The sequence below is a fragment of the Anaerobacillus sp. 63XJN7_5_ISO-PGPR-S23-430 genome, from assembly GCF_056173695.1.
This window is the reverse complement of record NZ_CM149686.1, coordinates 886,207-898,087: the sequence shown is the minus strand read 5'-3', so window position 1 is coordinate 898,087 and position 11,881 is coordinate 886,207. Positions and strand designations below refer to the sequence as shown.

The window sequence follows — 11,881 nt, the reverse complement described above, 5'->3', positions numbered from 1 at the left end:
GAAATACTTCAAAGAAAGTTTTTGTTTTCTTGTGAAAATTATATCGATTTTACCCCCCATCTGGCAACGTGGTCACGACACAATAGTTTGCTGAGATTTTGTGGTTTAAACACAATAGGAAAAGCGAAAGTGGGCGTTTAGACACGACAGGCACTGGAGCCATTTCATTTGAACACGCTTTTTGTGTTCGGATGAAATGGTGAAGTGACCAAGTGTCTGCCCACTGCAGCTGGATCTCATGAAAAGCGGAGACGAGCGCTTAGACACGACAGGCACTGGAGCCGTGAAAAGCGGAGCCCCCGTTTAGTGAGCGGAATTTCCGATTTGGACAATATATCTGGATTTTAGCCAATATATTCTGATTTTGGACAATATATCTCCATTTTGGCCAATAAACCACACTCCCCCCACGAAAACCAGCTATTGCGCCACACTTTCCAGCCCTAAACAACAGAAAAGAAGCTGCACAATGTGCAGCTTCCCAGTTTGGTCAATAAACAAGCTCCCAGCCCACTCAAATAGGCTACTTCGCAGTACTTTTCTGCTCCTCTACTGCAGAAAGGTACCGATTATAGTAAGACGGTATGTTGTTTAGCAACAACAACTCGATATATATGTGACTTTTCATATTAAAATCATCAAAATCAATATCCGTTAAGTCCTGAATCTGCTTCATGCGATAGTTCAGCGTATTTGGGTGGATAAACAGCTCAGCCGCGGTGCTTTTCCCCTTACCGTTGTTCGATAAATACACTTCTAGCGTCTTTAACAGACTGGAATGACTAACTGAATCCTTTTCCATCAAGTTAAGCAAATTCTGATTAAAATAATGCTCCGTATTGTTTTTCTCATAAAGGGCGGCAAGATATCGGTAGACGCCAAGCTTTGAGAACTCACGTGGCATGACATCTGGCCTTGGACCAATGAAGTCAGCTGTCTCAATCACTTCTAATGCTTCTAAGAAGCTCTTCCTCATCTCAATGAGCTCCGTATATTCTTTCCCAATCCCAATCAAGAAAGAATAAAATTCTTCATGAGTTAACGCACTTTTTACATACTCTATAAGCTCTCGGCTATTTTCAATCGCTGAGCCTTTTCTATTTTTATCACCTGAAATAACAGCAACGATTTGAAGCTCAGTTTTCAGTACTTGAATTTTATGCCTCTTAAAACGGGATAAAAGCTCGAGAACTTCATTTAACAAGGGCTCCTGGGTAGGCTCAGCAATTGACATGACGAGTACGGAAAAGCGCTCAGGTAATGGTAAGCTCGCCACCTGAGCTTTACGCCGCATTTGATTTTCACTTTCGTATTCATGAAGAAGCACATTCCAAAGCAATTTCTCCTGCTTCCCCTCATGCTCTTTCCCTTTTTGATAAGAATCATGAATAAGCTTTCCAATGTGAGGTGTGATTTCAGTAAGAAAAGCAACCTCTTCTTCCGTCAGAGGACTATTCGTTTCTTGCACCCAGAGATATCCCATCGTCCGCTCTTCATAAATCGCTTTCACAACAATACGTTGATAAAAACCAATTTCCTCAATTGGAGCAATCCGGATCGGAGCTTCGTTGTTCTCAAGCTGCTGAACGATCCCTTCTTTTTTCAAACGATCAATAATAAACACCGGACATTTTTTATAGAGAATCGTCTTTTGCTGCGTTTGATCAAAGCTCTCCGATGCCGTGCTATATGAAATGAGTTCAAAGTTTTTGTTTTCAATAATGACCGGCTTATTCGTTGCGACACTGATCATCTCAGTCGCTTTATGAATATCTGTCGCTTCAAGAATGCGCTCTTTTGCTTCTACCATTATTTAACCCTCCCCTGTACCGCCAATTACATTAAAACCAAAGGGTTTAGCAATACCAGAATTAGTAATTCTTCATCTTCTTCTATTATATAGATTTATCTCTAAAAGAAAAATGATTTGGCGAGAATGACAAAAGAAAAAGGACGTAAGCGCTACGTCCTTTTTCTTATTACAGTGCTTTTACAAGTCCGCCATCGACAACGAGTGATTGCCCGGTCATATACGTATTTGCTCCTGAAGCAAGAAAAACAACTGTTTTCGCAAATTCATCAGGCTCCCCATATCGTTTCATTGGGATTGATTGCTCCACCTGACTCTTTAATTCAGCAGCATTAATGCCTAACTGATGTGCCTTGATTTGATCCAACTGTTCAACTCGATCCGTTCCAATACGTCCAGGTCCAACCGTATTCACAAGAATATTGTGCTCGGCATATTCCTGTGAAAGACTTTTTGCAAGTCCTACGATACCCGCACGAAATGTATTCGATAAGATCAAATTATCTAGCGATTGCTTAATAGAAGAAGAGGCAATATTTACGATGCGTCCCCAGCCCTGTTCTTTCATAAAAGGAATAGCGGCCCGTGACGTTCGAACGAAGCTTAATAAATTTAGTTCAAAAGCATTCTGCCAATCTTCATCGCTGAAGTCCTCAAACTTACCAGCTGGAGGCCCGCCTGCATTATTAATTAATACATCGACACTACCGTATGTTTCAGCTGCAAACGTCATCAATTGTTTGATCTCATCCGCTTTTGTGACATCACAAACTCGAAATGTAATCTGATCATTTCCCGTTTCTTCAATCATTTCTTCGCAAGCTTTCTTAAGTTCTTCTTCACTTCGACTAGAAAGAACGACGCGTGCGCCTTCTCTTGCAAAAGCCAGTGCTGACGCTTTTCCTAGTCCTTTACTTGCCGCTGTTACGACAACTGATTTTTCTTGTAGGTTTAAATCCATAGCAAGAACACTCCATTTTTAATATGTTATTTTCTACAATTCTATCACTCTAAGTTCATTTTCGTTATAATATACCATCAAAAACGTTTCATTCTTATGAGTTGATTTCACACTTGAACTTTCTTTTCATCGTTCTCCACTCAAAACCGCAACTAGAATGCCGCCAACAATATACCACAACCACTATTGCTCAATCTTGGAGTCGATAAGAAGTATAGCATTAGATGCAATATGTACCCGTTCCTACATAAAAAAAGATTGAGGACAAATCCTCTCATTTGTCCTCGGTTTTTTCTTCAGTAAGCGATGCCAGTATTATCAGCGATTTCATCGTTTATGATCCCTATACCTTTTATCTTTTTCTCTTTCACAATCGGTGCAACAGATGGATTTTCAGGGTAGCTTTCTCCATCAAATTTCAGCTTATGGTAGGCTGGTTCTATTCCCCCACCCGCAACGTACATCACAATGTTCTTCCATCCATTAGTTGTTTCATTTTGAATGATTACGGGAGTTCTTACTAATGAAAAGCGCGTGTTAACAAAGTATGCTCCGTCCTTCTTTTCTAGTAAAAGACCACTGCATCCTCCGCTCCCACAGACAGAGGGACCTATTAAATAAACAAATGTCTCAGGAACCTGATCATCGTTCAGGTCTATCTTATTGTAGTAATAGCGAACGGAGTCTACACCCTTCTTTAAACCCAACTCTTTAGAAAAAACTTTTTCAAGCTCCATATCTCTTTTTGTTTCTGATTTGAAATAGGTTACTTCACTGAGATCTGGTTCTTGTTGGGCACTTTCTTCCATTTCATTAGTAGCATGCACCTTATCCAAGTAACCAACTAAACTGCTGACGACTAATATCCAAACGAAGAGAAATCCAAGTTTATTCAAGTTACATCCTCCCTGTTAACCACTTTTCACCTAGGTTCTCCTTTTTACATCCATATATGTTTGTTTTTTCATACAAAAGCGACAGGTGCTTATCACACAACTGTCGCTTTCGTGGTCAAACTTTACGTTAATTTCCTGGTCGAGAAGCTCGCAAAGTAAATTTATACTCATCACTCTTAAAATAAATCTGACTATATTCGAAAATAGTGGAATCTTGAAAGGTACTATACAACTGCACCTTTAGAATCGGCAAATTCGAATCAGCCACCAGTAAAGACTACAACAAGAATAATCCAGGAAAAGGCAAGAACAAAGAATTAGCATTGGAAATCATGGAAGCACTTGGATGCGAAAACAACATAAAGCATGTTGACGCCTGCTTTACTCGCCTTCGTGTAGAAGTAACGAAAGTAAAAGCATTTGACGAAAATCGCCTAAAGGAACTTGGAGCAGCTGGTGTTGTGAAAGTCGATCAAAACATCCAAGCTATTTTCAGTGGACGTTCTGATTTGTACAAAAATGAGATTAATAAAATTATGAAAGAATCAAATGCTTCTTAAAAAGGATTCAAATTAATCATCATATAAGAGAGGTGCGACAACCAGTCGCGCCTCTTTTTTTAAGTTAAATTAATAATTCAGAAAAAAATCATTTATTAATGAACTTTCATTCCCTTTCATTTGTATAAATATGTGAAAATATAGAAAGAAAGGTGTGAAATACATGGCAATCGGTTGGATCATGGGGTTAGTGATGGCTGGAGTTCTCGGAACCATTTTTGCCGTCTTAATTGCAACGCTTCAAAAGCATGTTCACAAAACGAATGGGAGAATTGACTTTCAAAAAACAAATCTTTATTTCTACTGGTCACGCTGGGATTATGTCATGATTGCGTCGTCCATTTACTCATTCCTATGCATTACAGGGCTATTTGTTTTTCTAATTAAAGGTGAGAATATCGAAAATCCATTTGTTCAGTTCTTTCTACATCAAACGTTTGTCTTTCCACTTATCACGTTTCTCTGGTTTATTTTTCGACTGGCTTACACCTATAAAGGGATAAAAGAGCGCTGGCCGAATGAGTTTTAAGGAAAGTGGCGATTATTCCTTCGAAGCAGCCGTATCTATGACATTTGAGACTATTTATCTTATGTACAAAGACCCTCTTTATCGATTCATCTATCGGTATACGCGGGATGAGCAGTTGAGTATCGACATTGTGCAGGATACATTCGTTAAATTCCATAAATACCAGAACCGCTATGATGTCTCAAGAGCATCGCTTAAAACGTATCTATTTAAAATCGGTTATCACCTGATGATCAATAAAGTTAAACGGAGAAAAAAGTGGCAATCACTCCTTCCCTTTCTAGTCAAGGGAGAGGAAAGTTTCTCTAGTGATACTGTTGAGAAGATGACAATTCAGTGGGCTATTAAGGAACTTTCAGAAAAACATCGGTCGGTTATCCTTCTCATCTATTATCACGATATGACTCAAGAAGAAACCGCCAACGTTCTAGATATCCCCGTTGGAACCGTTAAATCAAGATTATCTACAGCGATCAAACACTTAAGAGATTTATTGGAGGGGCAAAATGATGAAATCACACTATAAGCACGACCTACCTGAAGAACTCCGTGAACAGCTCGACCAGTATACTGTCGATGTTCCTCCTATTCCTTATAAACAGCAGAAAAGCGATCGACTAGCTGATTTTTTAGCTATGCCAGTACAAAACCCACTAGAAAATCACTCCATGACGCCTGGTCTTTTACTAAAAATCCAATTAGCTCCTATCGTCGTAACCATTGCATTGTCAGCAGGTTTCTTATTCTTTCTTTAGATATCAATTCGAAAGGGACCTCCTTTGAAGGTCCTTTTCCTTCACTTTAACAATTTCCTTCTTTTACCATTAAAGTGTTAGATATAACATTCATTCACTCTATCTCTCATTCATAAAAAAACTCATCAAATCATCCGTTCTGGTACGAAATGATTTATAGTTATGCTCCCCATCCTTTATCAAATGAAATTGCACACATGAAGCTTTCTCCTCGAGCAATTGATATATTCGATCATTTGAATTCAGAAATGCTTTATCAATCCGCTCGTCTCCAGATTCCTTATCTCCGCAATCCAAATAAAAGCAACTACGATCTGTTAGTTCGGACTCCAAGATAAATCCCTCCAATTCTTCTTGGTTTCGAAAAAAAGCGGAAGAGATGCAAGCTCCTTTACTAAAAACAGTAGGATAATGACAGAGGGCGTATGTAGTAAGTAATCCACCTAAAGAAATTCCCGCCATATAATTTGTATTTCTAAGCGTTCGGTATGTAGCGTCGATGGCTGGTTTTAAATCTTTTACGATATATGCGATATACTCTCGACCCTTCGCTTTTACGATCTCACTTTTACCTGTTAGCTCTTCACTTAATTGACCATGCCGCCATAAGCAATACTCTTCCATTCGTTTAGCTCCTGAATCAATAGCAACAACAATAAGCTGAAACTTTTTTTGCTCCAAATAGTTTAACAACCTCAGCGAACTTCCACCAACTACATCCTGATCTTCAAATACGTTTTGTCCATCATGCATATAAAGAACCGGGTAGCTTCTATCTGTATGAGCGTACTCATGAGGCAAATAGACGCGAATCATCCTCTCTTCCTGAAACACCGGAATCCAATATTTAATTTTCACTAACATTTTTCATACACCGCCTCTGCTTCCTTTCCTTTTCTATCAAAATCTCACGGTTCCTCTATTAACACTAAAAAAGCTAGTCTCGTTTTCCAATTGGAAAACGAGACTAGCTTTACCATGATGTTTAATTTGCTCAGGAAGGTACTCCTACTCTCGCTTCCTCACATGCATCTTCAAAATCCCAGTTGGTCCCTTCTGATTCAACTGAATCATTTGCTCAGCCATCTCCTTTGGTGTGTAGGGCATGTCATTTTCAAGCCACCAGGAAATCATTCCTGTATACGCAGAAGCGATATAGCTTGCGATCACCTCACTTGGTAATGGCAAAGGATCGAACCTTCCTTTCGCAATTCGATTGTCATAGAAATCAAAGAAAAAGCTACGCATATGATCAAGAAAGTTCGGCATTCCTTTTTTGATTAACATGACGTGAAAAAACTTATCATATTCGGCAATGCTTGAGAAAATGTGCTCTGCAATATATCGTTGCAAATCATCAATTGGTAAATTACCAGGTGGGATCGTCAGCGCCTCGCCAAAAAGCTGCCTCAGCATTTCATCAACCGTTTGAAGTAGTAACTCTTCTTTATCCTGATAATGCAAATAAAAAGTAGCGCGATTAACAGTGGCTTCTTTAGTAATATCAGCAATTGTAATTTTCTCATATTCTTTTACTGCCATTAGGTGGATAAACGCATCCTGTAAGAGCTTTCGTGTTCGGGTAACACGTGGGTCTTCTTTCTCTTTCATAAGAAATCTCCTCCAAATTAAACTTTTTCTCAACAAAATTTAAAAACACGTCGTTTAGACAACGTTTCTCGAAAACTTGATTATTGCTCAATTTCATGACTCTGTTACAATATTTTACGACACTTGTTGTATAAATAACAACCGTTGTTCTTTTTGAACGATTTTTATAGGAGGTTAAGTTGAATGAATGAAAAAAAATTCACGAAAGCAAGATGGATAACGATCGCCGCCACCTTCCTTGCGTTTATGGGTATCGGGATTGTCGATCCGATTCTTCCAACGATCGCAGAGCAAATTGGCGCGAACCACTGGCAGGTTGAAATGCTGTTTACTGCTTACATTTTGACAATGGCGATTATGATGATTCCAGCCGGTATTTTTGCAAGTCGATTTGGTGATAAGCGCATGATGGTATTTGGTTTATTCATCGTTACGGTCTTTGCACTGCTTTGCGCTCTTTCAAATGGAATCGCAAGCCTATCTATTTTTAGAGCAGGTTGGGGATTTGGTAATTCTATGTTCTTCGCGACAGCCATGACGCTTTTAATCGCTTTATCTAAAGACCCGCAAAAAGCCGTTGGCTACTATGAGGCAGCTATTGGACTTGGAATGGCGGGCGGACCACTTGTAGGTGGTGTTCTTGGTGGTTATTCATGGAGATTCCCTTTCTTTGCAACGTCCATCTTAATTCTAGCTGCATTCTGCCTTGTTCTATTCTTTGTGTTTGAACCAAATGGCAAACAAAAACGAAAACCTGTTGGAATGAGTGAGTTAAAAGGACTTTTCTCATACAAGCCATTCCTAACTTCCGCTCTTGCAGCAATGCTTTATTACTATGGATTTTTCGTAGTTCTGGCTTATACGCCACTAATTATCGGACTTAATGCGATTCAAATTGGATTTGTCTTCTTTGGCTGGGGATTAATGCTCGCCTATGGATCAGCCATATTAAGTCACCAGCTTGAGAAGAAGTTTCTACCTAAGAAGATTCTTCCGTATAGCTTATTGATTTTTGCTATCTTACTAGCACTATTATTTGTTGTTCCATCAACACCTCTTCTGATTACTGTCGTGATCGTCTCAGGTCTTGCTTCTGGACTAAATAACGCGTTATTTACAAGCTACGTTATGGAGGTTTCTCCATATGAAAGAAGCATTACGTCAGGAGGATACAACTTCCTCCGCTGGCTCGGTGCTGCCATTGCTCCTGTTCTTTCCGGTTTGATTGGTCAAGGAGTATCAGCTCACGCACCGTTCCTCGTTGCAGCTGTCCTTAGTGCTGGAGGAATCGGATTAATGCTAATGAAGCCTAAGCCGGCTACGTTAGAAACTGAAATGAGTGCATAAGAAAAAAGCGTAAAGCAGTGTCTGCTTTACGCTTTTTTTTGATTATTTTTCGATTTTATCTCCATCTTTTTCCCATGCAGCAAAGCCACCGCTATAGTTTAAAATGTCCTTGAAACCGAGTGATTGTAGTAAGCTTGTTCCGATTGCTGAACGAGTGCCAGACTGACAGTGAACGACGATTGTTTTATCTTCTGGAATGTCATTCGCCTGATCTTCTAAATAGCCAAGCATGTGATGATTAGCTCCAGGAATATGACCTGAGTTCCATTCATTTTCTTTTCGAATATCTACAACATAAACATCTTCTTTGTCATAAACATCATTCAATTGTTCCGTTGAAATAAAGGAATATCCCTCTAGATCGTCCCACTGGGAAAGAAGTTCTGGACTTGCATAGCCACTTATATGGTCGATGCCAATCGAATGTAAGGCCTTCACAATCTCATCTTTCTGCTCATCGTCTGCAATGAGGAGAAGATCGTGCTCATAATCTAGAACCCAGCCTGACCAATTCGTAAAGGCTTTATTAAATGGAAGATTAATCGCTCCATCAATATGCCCATCTGCAAAATCCTGTGCAGGACGTGTATCAACGATTGTTGTGTTGTCCTTCGATGCAAGCGCACGGAACTCATCAACATTCATAATCTTTTCTAGTTCTTCCCCTGATAACACGTTAGGTCCTTCTTTATTCACCTTTTTCATAACCGCAAAGTATGTTGGGGCTTCTGGCTGTTCGTTTAATAATTCTTTAACGAATTCCCCTTCGTTCTCTTCTTTCAAGGCCCAATTATTTCGTAGCTCATAGCCCACTGTTGATTGTGGCACAGCACCAAGAGATTTCCCACAAGCACTGCCTGCACCGTGTCCTGGCCAAACCGTTAGAAATTCTGGTAGCTCTTTAAATTTTTGAAGTGATTGGAACATCGCCTTCGCTCCAGTTTCCGCTGTGCCAACAGCGCCTGCGGCTTTTTCAAGCAAATCTGGTCGACCAATATCACCAACAAAGACAAAGTCTCCTGTGAAAATGCCCATTGGTACTTCCGAGCCACCACCACGATCAGTGAGTTCGAACGAAATGCTTTCAGGGGTATGACCTGGGGTATGCATTACGCGAAGTTCTACATGACCAACGCGAATAATTGAACCGTCCGTTACTAGTTCGACATTTAATCCTTCTAGATAACCGTATTTCCAGTCTTGATCTCCTTCATCTGATAAATATAATTTCACGTCATGCTTTTCAGCTAATTGTCTAGCGCCTGATACAAAATCGGCGTGTATATGCGTTTCAGCTGCGGCCGCAAGATGAAAGCCTTCTTTTTTCGCTGTTTCTAAATACGGTGTCACGTCACGCGCCGGGTCAATCACAAGCGCTTCACCAGTTCGTTGACAACCGATCATATAAGAATACTGTGCCAATTTCTCATCAAAGAAAGTACGTAAATACATGATTTAATCCTCCCGAAAACGTATTGTTAATTACCCCACAGGGTATTTGATTTCATCATAAACTTTTTTAAACTTTTCATCAACCTTCTTGCTTTATACCCTGAATAACTAGTTCACCAAAACATCATTTTCCCCTTCTAAAGAAAAAAAGAGTGCTCTGCATTATTCTCAATCTTGAACACAATAAATAGCTCTTAACAGAACGTCATTTTCTAGTGTTTACTTCACTTCACATGTTTATCGATCCTTAAATTGTTTAAATTATAGTAAAAATCCAAATAATAGCGCTTTTATTTAATCTACAAAGTTTTTCGATTCAGTACTATATAACCACTTTATTTGAATTGTTTTCTATTAAATGAAAATAATAACCAATAATAGGTGAAGAAAGAAGTGTGTATTTAGATTGTCATCAGGTTTATTCCCAAAGTCTTCCACAGAGATTATTTCCCACTTTTTTTAATACCCAAATTGTTGTGATAGCATATTTAACGGTGCGCACCTAAGAAAAAACACAACTAAGACAAGGAAGTGACGTTTACGTAATGGAAATTACACACAATCCTAACCTTTTATGGTTTGTTATTGCTTATGGCATTCTCATGGTGGGACTTGGAATTTATTTCTCTAAAAAAGTGTCAAATAGTGAGGATTTTATTCTCGCTGGTAAAGGACTTGGTGCTCTAGTATTAACGGGTACACTGCTAGCAACCTGGACAGGTAGTGGAAGCATTTCAGGTGGCGAAACGTCTATGGCGTATAGCTATGGAATTATTCCGGCGTTTCTAATGGCCATTCCAACGATAGTAGGTATCTTGATTCTTTATATCATTGCTCCAAGAATCCGAGCATTTGGGAAATATACAGTATCTTCAATACTTGAAGAGAAATACGGTTCATTCGCGAGGACGCTGGCAGGCATTATCATTATTCTTGCCTATGTAGGAATTGTTTCCTATCAGATGAAAGGGTTTGGCTTCATTCTGAATCTGACAACAGGTATTTCAGTTGAAACAGGTACTATTATCGGTGCTGCTCTTATCATCTTCCTAGCAACGATTGGTGGATTACGCTCGGTAGCTCCTACTGACGCTGTAAGTGCCATTTTAATGGTTGTCGGGCTAGGTATCACATTACCAACCATATTTGTTATTGCTGGTGGTTGGGACAGCATCCTGGCGAATGTACCAAAAGACCACTTAACATTTAGCGGCCAGTTATCGAACATTCAATTATTAGGTTATTTATTACCTTCCCTCTTTCTATTATTGGCTGACCAGAACATGTATCAGCGGTTGGCTTCATCAAGTGGAGATCGTTCATCGAAAAAAGCCCAAATTGGTTGGCTCGTGGCGATGCTTCTGATTTCTCCAACAATTAGTTTAATCGCTTTTGCAGCACGTTCAATCTTCCCTGATATTGATCCAGGGATGGCACTGATGGCAACAACTGTCGTGATGCCAACGTTTGTCGGCGGTATTTTATTAACGGCAGCAACAGCCTTTATTATCACTACAGGTAACTCTTACCTTCTTTCCGCCGCTACAAACGTCACGTATGATCTGTACGGAAAATATTTAAAAAAGGATGCGACTGATAAGCAGCTGTTAGTCATGACCAAATGGTTCATCGTCATCCTCGGGGTTCTTGCTTATGTCATTATTAGCTTCTTCCCTACCGTATTATCTGTTCAAATGTATGCTTATACCGTTTACGGAGCTGGTATTACTCCTGCCGTATTAGCTGTCTTCTTCTGGAAACGTGTCAACCTTTATGGCGGTGTATCGTCTATGATCGCCGGAGTTGTGACAACGCTTGTTTGGGAAATCCCACTTGCAAAACCATTTGAACTAAATAGTGTTCTTTTCGCTGTTCCAGTAGCAGTTATCGTATTAATTGTCGTAACTTTAGTAACTACCAACAAAACAAAGTCTGAATAAGTTAGTCATCATTAAAATTT

The 11,881-nt window shown here is 39.6% G+C and carries 12 protein-coding genes; 6 read left to right on the top strand and 6 right to left on the bottom strand.

Annotated features, from left to right (window positions below; translation table 11 throughout):
• Positions 1 to 523 precede the first annotated feature (523 nt).
• The 3 genes from AC0VYJ_RS04835 to AC0VYJ_RS04825 form a co-directional block, all read right to left on the bottom strand.
• Positions 524 to 1,810: a PucR family transcriptional regulator gene (locus AC0VYJ_RS04835; RefSeq protein WP_430243733.1), complete on the bottom strand. Its 1,287-nt coding sequence runs from the start codon at positions 1,808 to 1,810 to the stop codon at positions 524 to 526.
• 169 nt (positions 1,811 to 1,979) lie between these two features.
• On the bottom strand, positions 1,980 to 2,771 hold the full coding sequence (locus AC0VYJ_RS04830) for an SDR family oxidoreductase (RefSeq protein ID WP_475366678.1): 792 nt from the start codon (positions 2,769 to 2,771) through the stop codon (positions 1,980 to 1,982).
• 296 nt (positions 2,772 to 3,067) lie between these two features.
• Positions 3,068 to 3,667 carry a hypothetical protein gene (locus AC0VYJ_RS04825; protein ID WP_475366677.1) on the bottom strand — a complete coding sequence of 200 codons (600 nt, stop codon included), beginning with the start codon at positions 3,665 to 3,667 and terminating at the stop codon, positions 3,068 to 3,070.
• Between the two features lie 245 nt (positions 3,668 to 3,912).
• On the opposite strand from AC0VYJ_RS04825, the gene AC0VYJ_RS04820 reads away from it, so the two are divergent.
• The 4 genes from AC0VYJ_RS04820 (at position 3,913) to AC0VYJ_RS04805 (ending at position 5,511) form a co-directional block, all read left to right on the top strand.
• Entirely contained in the window at positions 3,913 to 4,227 is a 315-nt protein-coding gene (locus tag AC0VYJ_RS04820) for a PTS sugar transporter subunit IIB (protein WP_475367454.1), read from the top strand.
• Positions 4,228 to 4,390: 163 nt separating this feature from the next.
• On the top strand, positions 4,391 to 4,756 hold the full coding sequence (locus AC0VYJ_RS04815) for a hypothetical protein (RefSeq protein ID WP_194220426.1): 366 nt from the start codon (positions 4,391 to 4,393) through the stop codon (positions 4,754 to 4,756).
• On the top strand, positions 4,746 to 5,282 hold the full coding sequence (locus tag AC0VYJ_RS04810) for an RNA polymerase sigma factor (RefSeq protein WP_475366676.1): 537 nt from the start codon (positions 4,746 to 4,748) through the stop codon (positions 5,280 to 5,282). Before AC0VYJ_RS04815 ends, AC0VYJ_RS04810 begins: the two co-directional genes overlap by 11 nt.
• A complete protein-coding gene (locus tag AC0VYJ_RS04805) occupies positions 5,263 to 5,511 on the top strand; it encodes a hypothetical protein (RefSeq protein ID WP_475366675.1) in 249 nt (82 codons plus the stop codon). The genes AC0VYJ_RS04810 and AC0VYJ_RS04805 overlap by 20 nt, the downstream gene beginning before the upstream one ends.
• A gap of 99 nt (positions 5,512 to 5,610) precedes the next feature.
• Here the strand turns inward: AC0VYJ_RS04805 and AC0VYJ_RS04800 are convergent, their stop codons facing one another.
• Positions 5,611 to 6,375 carry an alpha/beta hydrolase gene (locus AC0VYJ_RS04800; protein WP_430243739.1) on the bottom strand — a complete coding sequence of 255 codons (765 nt, stop codon included), beginning with the start codon at positions 6,373 to 6,375 and terminating at the stop codon, positions 5,611 to 5,613.
• Positions 6,376 to 6,519: 144 nt separating this feature from the next.
• Entirely contained in the window at positions 6,520 to 7,122 is a 603-nt protein-coding gene (locus AC0VYJ_RS04795) for a TetR/AcrR family transcriptional regulator (protein WP_194220424.1), read from the bottom strand.
• A gap of 183 nt (positions 7,123 to 7,305) precedes the next feature.
• On the opposite strand from AC0VYJ_RS04795, the gene AC0VYJ_RS04790 reads away from it, so the two are divergent.
• The gene (locus AC0VYJ_RS04790) at positions 7,306 to 8,469 is read left to right on the top strand and encodes an MFS transporter (protein ID WP_194220423.1); all 1,164 of its coding nucleotides are present in this window, start codon (positions 7,306 to 7,308) and stop codon (positions 8,467 to 8,469) included.
• A gap of 42 nt (positions 8,470 to 8,511) precedes the next feature.
• Here AC0VYJ_RS04790 and AC0VYJ_RS04785 read toward each other — a convergent pair whose 3' ends face one another.
• Positions 8,512 to 9,921: an MBL fold metallo-hydrolase gene (locus tag AC0VYJ_RS04785; RefSeq protein WP_475366674.1), complete on the bottom strand. Its 1,410-nt coding sequence runs from the start codon at positions 9,919 to 9,921 to the stop codon at positions 8,512 to 8,514.
• A gap of 545 nt (positions 9,922 to 10,466) precedes the next feature.
• Between AC0VYJ_RS04785 and AC0VYJ_RS04780 the strand changes: the two genes are divergently transcribed.
• The gene (locus tag AC0VYJ_RS04780; protein ID WP_475366673.1) at positions 10,467 to 11,861 is read left to right on the top strand and encodes a sodium:solute symporter family protein; all 1,395 of its coding nucleotides are present in this window, start codon (positions 10,467 to 10,469) and stop codon (positions 11,859 to 11,861) included.
• Positions 11,862 to 11,881 lie beyond the last annotated feature (20 nt).